General features: G+C 70.7%; 13 protein-coding genes. 8 read left to right on the top strand and 5 right to left on the bottom strand.

Annotated elements, in window-relative coordinates:
* Nucleotides 1–78 precede the first annotated feature (78 nt).
* The 3 genes from EAO75_RS09395 to EAO75_RS09405 form a co-directional block, all read right to left on the bottom strand.
* Entirely contained in the window at nt 79–201 is a 123-nt protein-coding gene (locus tag EAO75_RS09395; protein WP_147994600.1) for a SapB/AmfS family lanthipeptide, read from the bottom strand.
* Between the two features lie 6 nt (nt 202–207).
* The gene (gene lanKC / locus EAO75_RS09400; protein WP_147994601.1) at nt 208–2,820 is read right to left on the bottom strand and encodes a class III lanthionine synthetase LanKC; all 2,613 of its coding nucleotides are present in this window, start codon (nt 2,818–2,820) and stop codon (nt 208–210) included.
* A 268-nt stretch (nt 2,821–3,088) separates the two neighbouring features.
* Complete coding sequence (locus EAO75_RS09405) at nt 3,089–3,610, bottom strand: MarR family winged helix-turn-helix transcriptional regulator (RefSeq protein WP_147994602.1); 522 nt, start codon at nt 3,608–3,610, stop codon at nt 3,089–3,091.
* A 258-nt stretch (nt 3,611–3,868) separates the two neighbouring features.
* Here EAO75_RS09405 and EAO75_RS09410 point away from each other — a divergent pair, with 258 nt between their 5' ends.
* Nucleotides 3,869–6,232, top strand: a complete 2,364-nt coding sequence (locus tag EAO75_RS09410; protein ID WP_147994603.1) for an elongation factor G — start codon at nt 3,869–3,871, stop codon at nt 6,230–6,232.
* Nucleotides 6,233–6,425: 193 nt separating this feature from the next.
* On the top strand, nt 6,426–6,653 hold the full coding sequence (locus tag EAO75_RS09415) for a hypothetical protein (protein ID WP_187284365.1): 228 nt from the start codon (nt 6,426–6,428) through the stop codon (nt 6,651–6,653).
* A 26-nt stretch (nt 6,654–6,679) separates the two neighbouring features.
* On the opposite strand, the gene EAO75_RS09420 is transcribed toward EAO75_RS09415, so the two are convergent.
* Nucleotides 6,680–8,470: a coagulation factor 5/8 type domain-containing protein gene (locus tag EAO75_RS09420; RefSeq protein WP_147994604.1), complete on the bottom strand. Its 1,791-nt coding sequence runs from the start codon at nt 8,468–8,470 to the stop codon at nt 6,680–6,682.
* Nucleotides 8,471–8,677: 207 nt separating this feature from the next.
* Here EAO75_RS09420 and EAO75_RS09425 point away from each other — a divergent pair, with 207 nt between their 5' ends.
* From EAO75_RS09425 to EAO75_RS09440, 4 genes are read left to right on the top strand one after another with little or no spacing between them, the layout of a single operon-like run.
* Nucleotides 8,678–9,997, top strand: a complete 1,320-nt coding sequence (locus EAO75_RS09425) for an ABC transporter substrate-binding protein (RefSeq protein WP_147994605.1) — start codon at nt 8,678–8,680, stop codon at nt 9,995–9,997.
* A 5-nt stretch (nt 9,998–10,002) separates the two neighbouring features.
* A complete protein-coding gene (locus EAO75_RS09430) occupies nt 10,003–10,992 on the top strand; it encodes a carbohydrate ABC transporter permease (protein ID WP_147994606.1) in 990 nt (329 codons plus the stop codon).
* 31 nt (nt 10,993–11,023) lie between these two features.
* Nucleotides 11,024–11,863, top strand: coding sequence for a carbohydrate ABC transporter permease (locus EAO75_RS09435; protein WP_147994630.1), 840 nt, complete (start codon nt 11,024–11,026; stop codon nt 11,861–11,863).
* Between the two features lie 47 nt (nt 11,864–11,910).
* The gene (locus EAO75_RS09440) at nt 11,911–13,275 is read left to right on the top strand and encodes a GH1 family beta-glucosidase (RefSeq protein ID WP_147994607.1); all 1,365 of its coding nucleotides are present in this window, start codon (nt 11,911–11,913) and stop codon (nt 13,273–13,275) included.
* A gap of 82 nt (nt 13,276–13,357) precedes the next feature.
* Here EAO75_RS09440 and EAO75_RS09445 read toward each other — a convergent pair whose 3' ends face one another.
* Nucleotides 13,358–14,308, bottom strand: a complete 951-nt coding sequence (locus EAO75_RS09445; protein WP_147994608.1) for an ATP-binding protein — start codon at nt 14,306–14,308, stop codon at nt 13,358–13,360.
* 177 nt (nt 14,309–14,485) lie between these two features.
* Between EAO75_RS09445 and EAO75_RS09450 the strand changes: the two genes are divergently transcribed.
* Together EAO75_RS09450 and EAO75_RS09455 are read left to right on the top strand one after the other, a co-directional pair.
* Nucleotides 14,486–15,022, top strand: coding sequence for a GNAT family N-acetyltransferase (locus tag EAO75_RS09450; protein ID WP_147994609.1), 537 nt, complete (start codon nt 14,486–14,488; stop codon nt 15,020–15,022).
* Nucleotides 15,023–15,025: 3 nt separating this feature from the next.
* Nucleotides 15,026–16,513, top strand: coding sequence for an ABC transporter substrate-binding protein (locus tag EAO75_RS09455; RefSeq protein WP_147994610.1), 1,488 nt, complete (start codon nt 15,026–15,028; stop codon nt 16,511–16,513).
* Nucleotide 16,514 lies beyond the last annotated feature (1 nt).

Consider the following 16,514-nt stretch of genomic DNA (forward strand, 5'->3'; position numbering starts at 1 on the left):
TACGGTTCCTGCGTTTCCAGCGAAGGGCGGGGGCACTCGGAGTGCCCCCGCAGTGTGGGTGAGGACTCGTCGTGAGGACTAGCAGAGCAGCAGGCTGAGGAAGCTGCCTCCACCGCATCCCTTGCTTGCCCGGCTGCCTGGCGGCGGACGGTAACCGTTCTCCGACTCGATGGTCAGTCCCTGCAGTTCGAGGAGCGACATATGTCCTCACCTCCTCTCGTGTACTCGCGTGGGGACGGGTAGGTCATCGGCCGACCAGCCGGGTGTCAGGAACGGCAGCCCTGCGGGCCGGGAGTGGAAGGCGGCGCCCAGGGCCAGCAGGACGCCCGCGGTGCCGGTGGCCAGGTCCATGGACAGTCGCAGCAACTGCTCGCCGGGGAAGGCGAGTCGGCCGTCGAGCAGGCAGGCGTGGCGGTCCAGGTGGCGCACGTGGTCCGCGATCACGGGGTCGTGCGCGGCAGCCGTGCCGGGCGGGTGCGCGCGGCTGAGGTGGAGGATCATCCCCGCCACGCCGTCGCAGAGCCCGGGTTCGATGTAGAACGACGCCCTCGCGGCCTTGCGGATCCGGTCGGCGGCCGTCGAGAACTCCTCGTCCGCGCGATGGGCCAGGTACTCGTCGAGCACCATGCCGATGCCCACGCTGCCGTCGGCGAGATACGGCATGGTGCGCCAGCCCTCGTTGACCTCCATCGAACCGTCCGCGCGCACCAGGCAGCGGCGCAGGTCCTGACGCAGCGCGGTGGCGGCCAGGTCCAGCAGCGCCGGTTCGCCGCTGTGTTCGTACAGGCGCAGGAACAGCAGCGCGGGCCCGGACGAGCCGTACATCAGCCCCGCCCTGGGGTGGGCTCCGCCACTGGTCTCGGGCACGCCGTCGGCCGGGCCGATACGGTCGGCGACGGCCTGCGCCACGTGCAGGGCGGCGTCACGGCAGGCGGCGTCGCCGAGAGTGGTCGCGAAGTGCAGCGTGTTGAGCCCGATGCCGGACAGTCCGCCCCTGAGGTCCAGTGCCATGGTTTCCCAGTGCTCGTCCAGGCACATGTCGAGGACCTTGACGGCCTCCTCATGGTGCCCGAGGTGTTCGAGGACGTACGCGACGCCGTGCAAGCCGTCGTAGAAGCCGAGGCGGGTTCCGGGCTCGGGATGCAGTGCGTGCCGGATCAGCCAGTCCTCGTGGTCGGGGTGGCGCCCGGCGCCGGTCACGTCCAGCGCGTACAGCACGCCCGCCGCGCCGTGCGCCACCGCGAGGCCGCCGCCCGGGACGCCGAACTGCTCGATGTCGCCCGGGAAGAGCCGGTCGCGGCGCTCGGGCGTGGCGGTGGCCAGGACGGCGTCGGCCATCGAGGCGCGGGCACGCAGCCAGCCGGAGTGGTCGGGGCGCAGACGCGGCCCTTCGTCCGCCCCGGCGGCCATCCCGCCGTCGCCGGTGAGCGTGCGAACGGCCTCGTCGAGGAAGTGCCGGGGCACCGGGAACAGCCGGGCGGCCTCCCTGGCGAGCTGCCCGGCCTTGCCGCCGTCCAGCTCGATGAGGCCCGTCAGGGGCATGAAGAGGAAGATCCTCAGGCAGGCCAGCGCGTAGCGGTCGATGTCGAAGCCGGTGGCCCCGCTGGGGGCGATGAAACCCGGGGCCGCGAGGACCTGGTGCCCCGCCTCCGCCACGTCCGACGCGCCTTCGAAGTCGATCAGCACCACCCGGCCGTCGGGGCGGACCAGGACGTTGTACGTGTGCACGTCGCCGATCACGATGCCCCGCTCATGAACCGCGGCGACCGCTTCCTCCACTCGCCGGTGCAGGTCGAGGGCCCAGGACGCGTAGTCGGCGAAGGCCGACGCGTCGGCCTCCAGGTCGGTCGGCGGATAGCGTTCGACGAACACCTCGTGCAGGGGCCTTCCCTCGATGAACTCCTCGACGAGGAAGTGGTGGCCGCCCAGCTCGAAGTGATCGCGGAGCTCGGGTACGCAGGACAGGCCGCGCAGCCGTTCCAGGGCCGTCCGCTCGCGCTCCAGCCGGGTGACGGCGTCCGCGCCGTCGGCGGTGAGTCCCGCGTGCGGCCGGGCCTCCTTGAGGACGACACGTTCCTCGGTGCGGGTGTCGATCCCGGCGTACAGTCCGCCGCCGTTGGAGAAGTGCAGCGCCCTGTCGAACCGGTAGGGCAGATCGGCGACGGTGGTACGGCGGCTCTCGGCGAGCTGCGCTTCGAGGAACCCGGGCAGCGGCACCCACTCGGGAACGTGGAAGGTGGGACCTCGCACATCCGGCACCAGACGTCCGGAGGGGTCCTCCACCGCCTGCTCCAGCACACCGTCGGCCGAGACGCAGTACCGGTCGGCGAAGGCGCCGTACCTGACATACAGCGGACCGGCGCCCCAGCGCAGGTCGCTGAGAATGTACGGCCCCTGCCGGCCGTCGAGGACGGCTCCGAGCTCGGTGAGGACACGCTCGCACTGGGCCTCGTCCACGGGGTAGACGGTCACGAACTTTCCGCTGGACCCGCGGTGCGCGTACTTCGCGTTGGCGAGGAAAAGGGTGTCCAGGCCGGGCAGGAACTTGAAGGCGATACGGCGCGGGACGCAGTAGTCCCACACCGCGTCCAGGGTCGTCTGCGCGTTGTCCGGACACGCCGAGACGTGGATCTTCCAGCCCTGCTTCGGGAGCTCCGCGTCGACCGGGCGGAAGACCACCCAGTCGCCGAGTTCCTCGCGCGACCAGGAGGCGGGAGGGGTGCGCAGAGTCTGGTGGAACTGGCCCTGCGTTCGGCCACGGGACGGCGTGTCGTAGAAATGCGGGTGAGTGAGGCAGTAGACCTCGTACCGCTTGTCCACGGAAAGCCTCCAGTCGGGGCTGCTCTCCTGCTCAGCGGTGCCTCGCCGCGCGACGGGGCGGGGTGGCGAACGGGCGGCCGTGCTGCTTTCGGGCCGCGTGACCAGTGCCTGTCACCTCTTACGATGGCAGAACTGGTGACGGCGAACATCGATCGTCTGTCACCGGAAGAGTGTGAGATTCACACGGCCCGCCTGTACGGATCGCACGCCCCGCAGAAGCGTCGAAGGCGCTGCGGGTGTCGCGGGGGCGGCGGGCGTGCCGGGTGCGTCAGTCGTGGTCGGCCGTCAACGCGCTCAAGGCCGACGGGTTTTCGTCGTCCGGGTCGTTCGCGCCTCTGGGCCAGGGGCGCCCGGTGATCCGCTCGATGTCCGTGTTGAACTGCCGTAGGTCGGCGATGAACCGCCCCAGTCGCTCGGGGGTCCAGTCGGCCACGACCGTGGACAGGCCTGTGACGATTCCGTCGCGCTGTTGCGTGAGGAGCCTGAGGCCCTCCTCGGTGATGCGGAACTTGCGGGCCACCCCGCCGTCCGGGTCGAGGGTCCGCTCCACCAGCCCGTTGCGCAGGAGGGCCGAGGTCTGGCGGGTGAACGTCGACGCCGCGAGTCCGAAGGCCTCGACGAAGTCCGGGATGGACATCGGGCCCTGTGCCTGGAGTCTGTTGAGGATGACGTAGGCGCTCTGGTCCAGCGGGTCCCCGCCGCGCGGGCCCCGGGGTGCCCTCATCTCCTTGTGGCGGGTGAGGATCAGCAGCTCCCGCTCGATGCGCTCCGCGGCCTCTCGGGCCTCCATGCCGATCTCCTTCCCGGGTCCCTGAGCCCACACCTTACGGTGACATTGCGCCATACATCGAAAGTGCATCATGCACTCTTGAAGCATGATGCACCACGTGCGTGAGCGCCCGAGCAGTACTCACTTCAACGCCCCTGCCGTTCCCCTGTTCTGACGGGACGGCAGGTCGTGCTCGCGTGGGCGCCTGCGCTCGTCCGGAAATCGCGCTGACCCCTTTTCGTATCCGGATCGTCCGGATCATCCGAAAGGCCACGGGCCGTGCGCACCAACCTCAACACCCTCGCCGTCGTCCGCAACCTCGGCATCCTCGCCCACGTCGACGCGGGCAAGACCACCGTCACCGAGCGGATCCTGTACACCACCGGGACCACGCACAAGCGTGGCGAGGTCCACGACGGCACCACTGTCACCGACTTCGACTCGCAGGAGCGCGACCGCGGGATCACCATTTTCGCGGCGGCGGTCAGCTGCGCCTGGGACGGTCACCGGATCAACCTCATCGACACCCCCGGGCACGTCGACTTCGCCGACGAGGTGGAGCGTTCGCTGCGTGTGCTCGACGGCGCGGTCGCGGTGTTCGACGCCGTTGCCGGGGTCGAGCCGCAGAGCGAGTCGGTGTGGCGGCAGGCCGACCGGCACGGCGTACCGAGGATCGCCTTCGTCAACAAGATGGACCGGGCGGGCGCGGACCTCGACACGGCCGTCGCGTCCATCCGGGAACGGCTGCATCCGGCGCCGCTGGTCGTGCAGTTGCCCATCGGCGCGGAGGACGGGTTCCGTGGCGTCGTGGACCTCGTACGCATGCGCGCGCTGGTGTGGGCCGACGGTGCCGACACGGCCGTGGAAGAGCCGGTGCCGGAGGAACTGCGGGAGGAGGCCCGCCGGCGTCGGCGGCTGCTGGAGGAAGCGGTGGCCGAACTGCATGCGGACGCGCTGGAGGAGTTCTGCGCCCGGTCGGCCCTCAACAAGATGGACCGGGCGGGCGCGGACCTCGACACGGCCGTCGCGTCCATCCGGGAACGGCTGCATCCGGCGCCGCTGGTCGTGCAGTTGCCCATCGGCGCGGAGGACGGGTTCCGTGGCGTCGTGGACCTCGTACGCATGCGCGCGCTGGTGTGGGCCGACGGTGCCGACACGGCCGTGGAAGAGCCGGTGCCGGAGGAACTGCGGGAGGAGGCCCGCCGGCGTCGGCGGCTGCTGGAGGAAGCGGTGGCCGAACTGCATGCGGACGCGCTGGAGGAGTTCTGCGCCCGGTCGGCCCTCACGGCGCAGACGCTGGTCCGTGCCCTGCGGGAGCTGACCCGCGGCGGCGAGGGCGTGGTCGTGCTGTGCGGGTCGGCCTACCGCAACCGCGGCGTCGAGCCGTTGCTCGACGCGGTGGTGGCGTATCTGCCGTCGCCGCTCGACGTGCCTGCCGTACGCGGCCTGCAGGGCGGCGCCGAGGAAGAGCGGCCCGCCGACCCGTCGGCGCCGTTCGCGGCGCTGGCGTTCAAGGTGAGCGCCACTTCGACCGGGCGGCTCACCTACCTGCGCGTGTATTCGGGAACGATCGCGAAGGGAGACACCGTGCTCGACGCGGGCGCGCGGCGCACCGAGCGAATCGGGCGGATCCTGCGGGTCCAGGCCGACCGGCATGAGCAGGTCGACCGAGCCGTCGCCGGGGACATCGTGGCCGTGGTCGGACTGAAGTCGGCACGCCCTGGCTCCACCCTGTGCGCACCGGGCGCCCCGCTCGTCCTCGAACCGCCCGGTGTCGCCGACCCGGTGGTGTCCGTCGCGGTCGAGGCGCGCAGCTCCCTCGACACCGACCGGCTGGCCTCGGCCTTGGCGCGGCTGGTGGAGGAGGACCCGTCGCTGGTCGTGCGGACCGACGCCGAGACCGGGCAGACGGTGCTGTCCGGCATGGGCGAACTGCATCTGGAGGTGGCGGTGGAGAAGATCCGACGGGATGCCGGGCTGGAGGTCAACGTCGGCCGCCCCAGGGTGTCCTACCGAGAGACCGTCGGCCGAGGGGTGTCCGGCTTCGTCTTCCGGCACGTCAAACAGGACGGCGGGGCAGGGCAGTTCGCGCATGTCGTCCTCGACGTCGAGCCGCTCGCGGTCGAGGAGGGTGCGACCGGCTTCGAGTTCCGCTCGGCCGTCGTCGGCGGTCGCGTGCCGCAGGAGTACGTCCGTGCCGTGGAGGCCGGCTGCCGGGACGCCCTCGCCGAGGGCCCGCTGGGCGGCCACCCGGTGACGGGGCTGCGCGTCACCCTCACCGACGGGGCGACCCATGTGAAGGACTCGTCCGACACGGCGTTCCGTACGGCCGGCCGACTCGGTCTCCGTGACGCCCTGCGCTCCTGCGCGATGGTTCTCCTGGAGCCGGTCGTCGAGGTCACGGTCACCGTGCCCGAGGACGCCGTGGGTGGAGTCCTCGGCGATCTGGCGGCGCGGCGCGGCCGGGTCACCGGCTCGGTCGCGCGGGCGGGCGCGGCGGTTGTCACGGCGACCGTGCCGCTGGCCGAACTCTTCGGCTACGCGACGCGGTTGCGCAGCCGGACGCAGGGCCGCGGCACGTTCACGGCCCGACCGACCGGGTACGCCCCGGCGCCGGCGCCGGCGCCGGCGGTGACGCGGTAGCACGTCCACGTCGACGAGAGGCCCCTCGGCCCGACGGCCTCTCGTCGACGCCCCAGGCCGTGGGCGGGCGTCGCACCCGCGAGCCCCCGGGCGGCCCCTCCCCACCACGGGGCGGGGCCGCACCGGGTGAACGAATGGGCAACCGTCACCCTGCACGGCACCCGGCCGCTGGTCCCCCGAGGCGTATGACGCCGTGGGGCTGGTCGCGCGCACCCTGGAGAGGCTGGGCGGCGCGGCCGACATCGAATCGGGGGCCGTGGCCGGGCGCCTGTTCGACGCGCCCTACCGGGGACTCGCCAAGACCCTCCGCTTCACCACGGACGGCAACAAGACCCTGGAGCAGGGGCCGCCGTACTACTTCCTGTTCCAGGCGGAGGGGAAGGCGTTCCGCTTCCTGGGACGCAGCGACCAGGTCGGATGAGCGGCCGCCAGAGGGGTGAGCGGTTGTCACGGGTACGACACGACCGTCGACGGCACCGTCGAGGTCCCCGACGTCGGCGCCCCCGTGTCGTTGATGACGCACTCGTACTGTCCTTGGCCGCCCAGCGAGACGACGAGCAGGTTGTGGAAGCGCACCCCGGGCCGCACGGGTGCGGCGAAGCCGTGGTGCTGCACGATCGTGGGGTCGACGTTGTAGTAGCAGTAGCTGCCCAGTCCCCAGCCCTCGTGCGACGTCACGCCGTCGCCCACCTTGTAGGCGGCGTAGCCCTTCATCGAGCCGTTCTGGATGGCGGCCTGGTTCGGGGCGTCGTACGCCTTCTCGTTCTGGAAGAAGACCGTGCGGCCGCGCTCGCCGTTCCACTGCACGTCGTACTTGTTGAAGTGCTCCACGAACAGGCCGGTCGCCAGGACGTCGTCGCCGTTGACGACGACGCCGTAGTCGGCCCTGTTGGTCTCCCAGCCGACGCCCTCGCCGTGGTCGGCACGCCACACCCACGTGTGGTCGACGACGGTGTGCCGGCTGTTGATCACCATGCTCGTGGTCGCCTTGCCCGCGCCGGCGCCGCCGATGCGGACGAACACGTCCTGGACCGTGGTCGGGTTGGCGGAGTGGTCCCTGGACGCGCCCTGCGGCCCGATCTCCAGCAGCGTCGCGGAGTTCACCGGTCCGGCGTCGACCAGGAACCCGGCCAGCCGCACGCCGTCGACGTCGGCGACCTTCACGGCCGTGACGCCGTTGTCCGGGATGAGCGTGGCGTAGCCGAGGCCCAGGACGACGGTGTCGGGCCGGTCGACCTGGATCGGCCGGTCGACGTGGTAGATCCCCGGGGTGAGCAGGAGGTGCAGTCCCTGCGCGAGTGCCTCGTTCAGCGTGGCCGCCGAGACGCCGGGCCGGGCGACGTAGAACTGCGACAGCGGCAGCGAGGTGCCTCTCGGGGTGCCGTTGCCCCAGGTGACGCCGCGGGCGTTCGTCCGCTTCTCCGGGAGGAAGACCCGGAACTCGCTTCCCTGGACATACAGGAACGGCTTCTCACGCGAGACCGCTGTGGTGTCGAGCGTGGTGTACGGCGGGTTGGGGAAGCTCTGCGCGGGGGCGCCCTCGACACCGGAGAACACCATGTTCCACACGCCGTTGAGCCAGCTGCCGATCGCGCTGTCGCGGGTGTACCACTGCTGCTGCGAGTACGGCCCGACCTGGCCGTCGATGCGGCTGTCGGCGATGTAGCCGCCGCTGGCCCAGCCGTAGCCGGTGGGGGAGAGGTTGAGGCCGCCGCGGACATGCATCCGGCGGAACGGTGCCGCCTGCGCGACGGCCCACCGGTTGGTGCCGTTGGCCGGGACCAGGGCCAGGTTCTCCGCCGAACGCCAGAAGTTCTGCGTCGCGTTGCCGTTGAACCAGCCCGCGTCGACCGTGACGTCGCCGTTGATCGTGGTGTCGTCGGGGGACAGGCCCAGGCCCATGATCGAGGTGTAGAAGCCGAGCTGGGCGTTGAGGCCGTTGTAGGTGCCGGGCTTGAACAGCAGCGCGTAGCGGCCGGTGCCGRACTGCRCGGACTCCTGCCGGCGGAACACCTCGTCGAGCCGGGCCTGGATGCCCGGGGTCGACGGGTCGAAGACGAGGACGTTCGGGCCGAGGTCGCCGCCGCCGGGCAGGGCGCGCGGCTTCTTCCGCGCGGACGGAGCCGCAGCGGACGGCGTGGCCACGCCGAGGACGGCCGGTGTGGCCGCGGCCGCGGCGCCCAGCAGCGTACGGCGGCCGATCGAGGGCGGCCGGGAGTGCGGGGAGGAAGCAGGCATGGGGCGGCTCTCCTTGTTCAGGAAGTGAACATGGTGGGGTTTGGGAGCGCTCTCTCGCCGGTGAATGGTTCAGCTGTAAAACGAAGGAGTCAAGAGTTAGGACCAGAGTCCGGTGACTGTGTCAAAAGCCTTGACGCGGACGCTCCTTAGGGCTTAACTCACGCTCTAAATTAAGCAGGAGTACTCCCGGAAGGGACACCAGGAGCCATGCGCACAACGCGAGCCGCGGCCGTAGCTGCCGTCACCATGTCTCTCGCCCTGGCCGCAACGGCCTGCGGAGGCGGTTCGTCGACCGATGGCGGGGGGTCCAACGAGTCGCCGAAGACCCTCACCTATTGGGCCTCCAACCAGGGCGCCAGCATCGAGGTCGACAAGAAGGTCCTCCAGCCCGAGCTCGACAAGTTCGAGAAGCAGACCGGCATCGAGGTGAAGCTGGAGGTCGTGCCCTGGTCGGATCTGCTCAACCGGATCCTGACGGCGACCACCTCCGGCCAGGGCCCCGACGTCCTCAACATCGGCAACACCTGGAGCGCCTCTCTCCAGGCCACCGGGGCACTGCTGCCGTGGGACGCCGGGAACTTCGACAAGATCGGCGGCAAGGACCGGTTCGTCGACTCCGCGCTCGGCTCGACCGGCGCCGAGGGCCAGGACCCCGCCGCGGTGCCGCTGTACTCGATGTCGTACGCGCTCTACTACAACAAGAAGATGTTCGCCGACGCGGGCATCTCCAAGCCGCCGGCCACCTGGGACGAGCTCGTCGCCGACGGCAGGAAGCTGTCCAAGGGCGGCAAGTGGGGCCTGGGCGTGGAGGGTTCGAACCCCGCCGAGAACATCCACCACGCCGTCGTCTTCGTCAAGCAGCACGGCGCCGACTTCTTCACGGCCGACGGCAAGCCCGACTTCACCTCCGACAAGGCCGTCGAGGGCGTCAAGCAGTTCGTCGACCTGATGGCCAATGACAAGATCGTCGCCCCGGGCAACGCCGAGTACGCGCAGAACCAGTCCGTCAGCGACTTCGCCAAGGGCAAGACGGCGATGCTGCTGTGGCAGTCCGCCTCCGCCAACCTCAAGTCGCAGGGCATGAGCGAGGACTCCTACGGCATCGCCCCCGTGCCCGTGCAGTCCGGCACCCCCGGCTCCGGCACGAGCGTCAACTCCATGGTCATGGGCATCAACCTGGCCGTCTTCAAGAACACCGACAACATCGACGGCGCCACGAAGTTCGTGAAGTTCATGACGAGCGACGCCGAGCAGAAGGTCCTCAACGAGGCCTACAGCTCGATCCCGCCGGTCAAGGGCGCACAGTCGGAGCAGTCCTTCAACACCCCCGCGAACGCGGTACTCAAGGACACCCTCGCGGGCAGCGCCATCGCCGCCCCGCAGGTCGCCGACGAGTCCCAGTTCGAGACGGCGGTCGGTACGGCCATCAAGGGGCTGTGGGCCGACGCCGCCGCCGGACGCCCGGTGACCACCGACTCGGTGAAGGCGGCCCTGGAGAAGGCCCAGCAGCAGATGCCGACGAAGTGAGCACGATGACGACCACGGTCCCGCCGGAGGCCACCGTGCGCAAGACCTCCCCCGGGACGGCGAGCGGTCCGCGCCGCCGTCCCGGGCGGATCCGCCGCATCGGACTGCCGTATCTGCTCCTCCTGCCCGCGCTGCTCCTGGAACTCCTGGTCCACCTGGTGCCGATGGTGATCGGCATCGTGATGAGCTTCAAGGAGCTCACGCAGTTCTACATCCGCGACTGGACCACCGCGCCCTGGAACGGCATCGACAACTACCGGATGTCGGTGGACTTCAACGCCCCCGTCGGGGAGGCGCTGCTCCACTCGTTCCTGGTCACGGTCGCCTTCACGCTGCTGTCGGTCGGCCTGTGCTGGCTGATCGGCACGGCCGCGGCGATCTACATGCAGGACACCTTCCGCGGCCGGGGCCTGCTGCGCGCGCTGTTCCTGGTGCCGTACGCGCTGCCCGTCTACACGGCCGTGATCACCTGGGTCTTCATGTTCCAGCACGACAACGGCCTGGTGAACCACGTCCTGCACGACCAGCTCGGCCTCACCGACAAGCCCTCCTTCTGGCTCATCGGCGACAACAGCTTCATCGCGCTGCTGACGGTGTCGGTGTGGAAGGGCTGGCCGTTCGCCTTCCTCATCGTCATGGCGGGCCTCCAGAACATCCCGAAGGAGCTGTACGAGGCCGCCGCGCTCGACGGCGCCGGCATGTGGCAGCAGATCCGCCGCATCACCCTGCCGTCGCTGCGCCCGGTCAACCAGGTCCTCGTCCTGGTGCTGTTCCTGTGGACGTTCAACGACTTCAACACGCCGTACGTCCTGTTCGGCAAGACCGCCCCGGAGGCCGCGGATCTCATCTCCGTGCACATCTACCAGGCCAGCTTCGTCACCTGGAACTTCGGCTCCGGCTCCGCGATGTCGGTGCTCCTGCTGCTGTTCCTGCTCGTCGTGACGGGCCTGTACCTCTGGCTCACCTCGCGCGGACGGAGGACCGCCGATGCGTAACCCGTCCATGGCGCCACCGGGCAACTCGCCCATGGCGCCCCCGCGTTCCTTCCTGTGGTCCCGCCGCATCTTCCTCACCCTGCTCACGGGCTTCGTGCTGGTTCCCGTGTACGTCATGATCTCCAGCTCGCTCAAGCCGCTTGCGGACGTCACGGGCCAGTTCCGCTGGCTGCCCAGCAGCCTGACCATCCGGCCGTACATCGACATCTGGTCGACGGTCCCGCTCGCGAGGTACTTCGTGAACTCGCTGATCGTGGCGGGCGCGGCGACGGTCTGCTCGGTGGTGATCGCGGTCTTCGCGGCCTACGCGGTCAGCCGCTACAACTTCCGCGGCAAGCGGGTCTTCACGGTCACCGTCCTGTCCACGCAGATGTTCCCGGGCATCCTCTTCCTGCTCCCGCTGTTCCTCATCTACGTCAACATCGGCAACACCACCGGCATCGCCCTGTTCGGCTCACGCGGCGGCCTGATCCTGACGTACCTGACCTTCTCGCTGCCGTTCTCGATCTGGATGCTGATCGGGTACTTCGACTCGGTGCCGCGCGACCTGGACGAGGCGGCGCTGGTCGACGGCTGCGGACCGCTCGGGGCGCTGTTCCGGGTGGTCGTGCCGGCGGCGATCCCCGGCATCGTCGCGGTCGCGGTCTACGCCTTCATGACCGCCTGGGGCGAAGTGCTCTTCGCGTCCGTCATGACCAACGACACCACCCGCACTCTCGCGGTGGGCCTCCAGGGCTACTCCACGCTCAACGACGTGTACTGGAACCAGATCATGGCCGCCTCGCTCGTCGTCAGCGTGCCCGTGGTGGCGGGCTTCCTGCTGCTCCAGCGCTATTTGGTCGCCGGCCTGACGGCAGGCGCCGTGAAGTGACGGGCCGCCCTCCAGTGACCAACACCCCCCATTCCGAAGGGATTTCTGTGTCCGACCGTATCGACCTCGCCGCACTCCCGAACGACTTCCTGTGGGGCACGGCCACAGCGGCGTACCAGATCGAGGGAGCGGTGGCGCAGGACGGCCGTTCCCCGTCGATCTGGGACACCTTCTCGCACACGCCCGGCAAGATCGAGGGCGGCGACAACGGCGACGTGGCCTGCGACCACTACCACCGCTGGCGCGAGGACATCGGGCTGATGCGCCAACTGGGCACGAACGCCTACCGGTTGTCGATCGCGTGGCCGCGGGTGGTGCCGGGCGGCGACGGACCGGTCAACCCCAAGGGCCTCGCCTTCTACGACGAGCTGGTCGACGGCCTGCTGGAGGCGGGCATCACCCCGTCCGTCACCCTCTACCACTGGGACCTCCCGCAGGCGCTCCAGGACCGTGGCGGCTGGCCCGAGCGCGAGACCGCCGAGCACTTCGCGCAGTACGCCTCGGTGGTCGCCGCCCGGCTCGGCGATCGCGTCACCCAGTTCGCCACGCTCAACGAGCCGTCCTGCTCGGCCTGGATCGGCCATCTGGAAGGGAAGATGGCGCCGGGCCTGACCGACCTGACGGCCGCCGTCCGCGCCTCCTACCACCTCCTCCTCGGCCACGGCCTCGCCACACAGGCGATCCGCGCCGCCGCGCCCGGCGCCGAGGTCGGCATCGTCAACAACCTGTCGACGGTGTACGCGGCGGGCGACCGCCCCGAGGACGAGGCCGCCGCCCGCCGCCAGGACGGCCACGTCAACCGCTGGTGGCTCGACCCGGTGCACGGCCGCGGATTCCCGGCCGACATGGTCGAGACGTACGGCGTCGACCTCCCCGAGCGCGCCGGCGACCCGGAGACCATCGCGGCCCCGCTGGACTGGCTCGGCCTGAACTACTACTTCCCGGCATACGTCGTCGACGACCCCGAGGGCCCCGCGCCCCACGCCCGCGCCGTCCGCCGCCCGGACGTACCGCGCACCGGCATGGACTGGGAGATCGACGCGAGCGGCATCGAGACGCTGCTGCTGCGCCTGACGGACGAGTACGGCCCGCGCAAGATCTACGTCACCGAGAACGGTTCCGCCTTCCCGGACGTCGTACGCCCCGACGGCACGGTCGACGACCCGGAGCGCCAGGACTACCTGGTCCAGCACCTTGCGGCCTGCGCCTCCGCCGCCCGCAAGGGCGCCCCGCTGGCCGGGTACTTCGCCTGGTCGCTGCTCGACAACTTCGAGTGGGCGTACGGCTATGCGAAGCGGTTCGGGCTGGTCCACGTCGACTACGACACACAGGTGCGCACGATCAAGGGCACCGGTCACCGGTACGCGGACATCGTCCGAGCCCACCGAAGCCAGTCACGCCGGGCGGCCTGACACCGACCGCGGTGGGCGTGGGGGCCGGAGCCCACGCCCACCGCACCGGGACGGCCCGGGCTCTCCCTCGGCCTGCCGTGCGTCAGGCCAGTAGTGCCGCCGGCCCCGGTACGAAGTCCGGGTCCACCTGGGCGGCCATGTCCTGGCCCGTCCTGGCGTCCGCCCAGGCGTGGGCGTTGCGGAGGTGGAACTCGACCGCGTGGCGGTGGGCCGTCGGCCAGTCCTTGGGGTGGGCGTCGACCGCCTCGCGCAGGACGTTCAGGGCGTGGACGTTGGGGGACTCCAACTCGCCCTGTTCCCGGCCCTGTTCGGCCGCGCGGATCCAGGAGGAGTGGTGCAGGTGGGTGAGGAGGTCGTCGCCGACCTCCTCCTTGAGGAAGAGCAGGTCGTCCTCGCCGGTGACCTTGTTGCCGACCACCGCGATGCGGATGCCGAACTCGCGGGCGTGGTCGCGGTACTGGCGGTACACCGAGACGCCCTTGCGCGTGGGCTCCGCCACCAGGAACGTCATGTCGAAGCGGGTGAACAGGCCCGAGGCGAAGGCGTCCGCGCCCGCCGTCATGTCGACCACCACGTACTCGCCGGGGCCGTCGACGAGGTGGCCGAGGTAGAGCTCGACCCCGGCGAGCTTGGAGTGGTAGCAGGCGACCCCGAGGTCGCTCTCGTCGAACTCGCCCGTCACCATCAGCGGCACCTCGCCCACGCGATGGACGTGCCGTGCGTGCAGCTCGTCGTCGCCGAGAAGGGTCAGGAGGCGGGAGCCGCGACCCGGCGGAGTGGTCTTGATCATGGCGTCGGCGGAGGCGATCCGCGGGTTCGTGCCCCGCAGGAGTTCCTTGATGTCCCGCACGTGGGCGCCCAGCGGCGGGACGTCCAGGGTGGGGCCGGTGTGGCCCAGGGCCTCGGCGAGGTGCTGGTTGATGTCGCCGTCGATGGCCAGCACGGGCGCACCGGAGCGGGCCAGATGGCGGGCGAAGAGCGCGGACAGCGTCGTCTTGCCGCTGCCGCCCTTGCCGACGAACGCGATACGCATCAGCGGCCGGTTTCCAGGGCAACATTACCCTTGTTGAAAATGGATGTCATGTGGCCAGGTTCACCTCGGCTTGAGATCGCTGTCAAATTGCTTGAGCCGTACGGGGGTTGCGGGGGTCCTGGGGAGGTCCAAAGGGCGTCGTGATCAGCACCTGTGCTTAATGCATATGATGTGCAAGTGCACGACTACAGCATCAGGGCGGCGGGCCCGGACGACCTCGACGGTGCGCGAGCCCTGATGCTCGACACCGTCTACCACGACTTCGGCACCGGCTATGTGCCCCGCTGGCACGCGGACATCATCGACCCGGCCGCCGCCTACCTCGCCCCGGCCCGCCACACCCTCCTCGTCGCGCTCGACCCGCGCGACAACGGTGTCGTCGCCACCGCCGCCCTCGACTCCCGMGGCCCGGCCCACCCGCCGAACCCGCGTGACCTCGCCGAGCGCTACCCCTCCGGCGCGACCGCGCAGCTGCGCCGCGTCTATGTCCGTGCCGAGCACCGTCGGCGCGGCCTCGCCCGGCGGCTCGTCGCGGAGCTGCTTGCCTTCGCGGCGGCCGACGGCGATTACCGGGCCGTCTATCTGCACACCGACCCGGCCGTGCCCGGCGCCGAGAGCTTCTGGCGCTCGCTCGGCAAGGTCGTGCACGACGAACGCGAGGAACCGGGCGGCGGCAACGGCGTCGTCCACTTCGAGATACCGATGGAGCGATAGACCGTGCGACCCCGACTCCGCCCGCTCGTCGCCCTCCTACTGGCACCCGTCCTCGCCGGCTGCTTCGCCTCCGACGGTGGAAGTGAAACCGGCACCGACGCCGGTTCCCGCCTGCGCGTCGCCCTCGCCTTCCCGCCCGCCGAGAACCTCTCGCCGTACGGCGCCGACTCCACCATCCTCAGCCGCCTCGGCGTCACCGAGGGCCTGACCGCGCTGGACGCCAACGGCGCCGCCACCCCCGCCCTCGCCGCCTCCTGGCGCCAGGAGGACGACCGCACCTGGCTGTTCACCCTGCGCGAGGCCACCTTCCAGGACGGCTCGAAGGTCACCCCGGCCGCCGTCGCCGCCTCCCTCGCCCACGCCGCGCAGGCCAAGCCCGCACCGGCAGCCCTCGCCGGCGTCACCCTCACCGCGAAGGCGCAGGGCGCAGGCGGCGTACGGATCACGACCGGCGCCCCCGACCCGATCCTGCCGCTGCGGCTGTCCAGCCCCTCCCTCGCCGTCCTCTCCGCGAAGGCGTACGAGGAGAAGGGCGACGTCGATCCGGTCGGTACCGCCACCGGGCCCTACGAACTCACCAAGGTCATGGGCGCCACCGCCGCCACCCTCGACCGCTACGACGACTACTGGGGCGGGCGCGCCCAGGCCACCGGCATCGACGTGAAGTTCGTCGCCGACGGCACCGCACGCGCGAGCGCCCTGCGCACCGACCAGGTCGACCTCGCCGAGGCGATCCCCGTCGCCCAGGCCGCCACCCTCGACAAGGCCACCCGCGAGGCGACCGCCACGACCCGCACCACGAGCCTGCTCCTCAACAGCAGCAAGGGCCCCTTCAAGGACGCCGCGCTGCGGGCCGCCGCCCGCCGGGCCGTCGACGCCTCCGCGCTCGCCAAGGACGTCTACGAGGGGTACGCCGACGCGGGCGCCGGCATCTACGGGCCCGCCGTCACCTGGGCCGGGGGCAAGCGGACCGAGCCGGTCGGGCGGGCCGGGGCGGGGAAGCCGGGCGGCTCGCGCATCACCCTCGCCACGTACGACAACCGGCCCGAACTCCCGGAAGTCGCCCAGGTGTTGAAGCAGCAACTGGACAAGGCCGGGTTCGACGTCACGCTGGAGGTGCGCGAGTACTCGCGGCTGGAGAGCGACGCGCTGGCCGGCAAGTTCGACGCGTTCGTCCTCGCCCGCAACACCCTCGTCGACACCGGCGACCCCGTCTCCGTCCTCGCCAGCGACTACACCTGCGACGGCGGCTACAACATCGCCCGGCTGTGCGACAAGGACGTCGACCGTGCCGTGGCCAAGGCCGAGCGCACGACCGACACCACCGGGCGGCAGGACGCCGCGATGGCCGCCGAGGCCCGCATCCTGGGCACCGACGCCGTCGTACCGCTGGTCCACCAGCGCATCATCACCGGCGTCGGCACCTCCGTCAGCGGCGCGCTCCTCGACCCGTACGAGCGCACCCTCGTCGGCATCGGCACCCGGCGCTGAT

The sequence above is a fragment of the Streptomyces sp. UW30 genome (assembly GCF_008042075.1).
In the GTDB taxonomy this organism is placed as follows: Bacteria; Actinomycetota; Actinomycetes; order Streptomycetales; family Streptomycetaceae; genus Streptomyces.

Excerpts from the sequence above, each read along its gene's own strand:
- EAO75_RS09445 (WP_147994608.1), bottom strand. The coding sequence starts at position 14,308 with ATGCGTATCGCGTTCGTCGGCAAGGGCGGCAGCGGCAAGACGACGCTG.
- EAO75_RS09425 (WP_147994605.1), top strand. The coding sequence starts at position 8,678 with ATGCGCACAACGCGAGCCGCGGCCGTAGCTGCCGTCACCATGTCTCTC.
- EAO75_RS09430 (WP_147994606.1), top strand. The coding sequence starts at position 10,003 with ATGACGACCACGGTCCCGCCGGAGGCCACCGTGCGCAAGACCTCCCCC.
- EAO75_RS09395 (WP_147994600.1), bottom strand. The coding sequence starts at position 201 with ATGTCGCTCCTCGAACTGCAGGGACTGACCATCGAGTCGGAGAACGGT.
- EAO75_RS09435 (WP_147994630.1), top strand. The coding sequence starts at position 11,024 with ATGGCGCCCCCGCGTTCCTTCCTGTGGTCCCGCCGCATCTTCCTCACC.
- EAO75_RS09405 (WP_147994602.1), bottom strand. The coding sequence starts at position 3,610 with ATGGAGGCCCGAGAGGCCGCGGAGCGCATCGAGCGGGAGCTGCTGATC.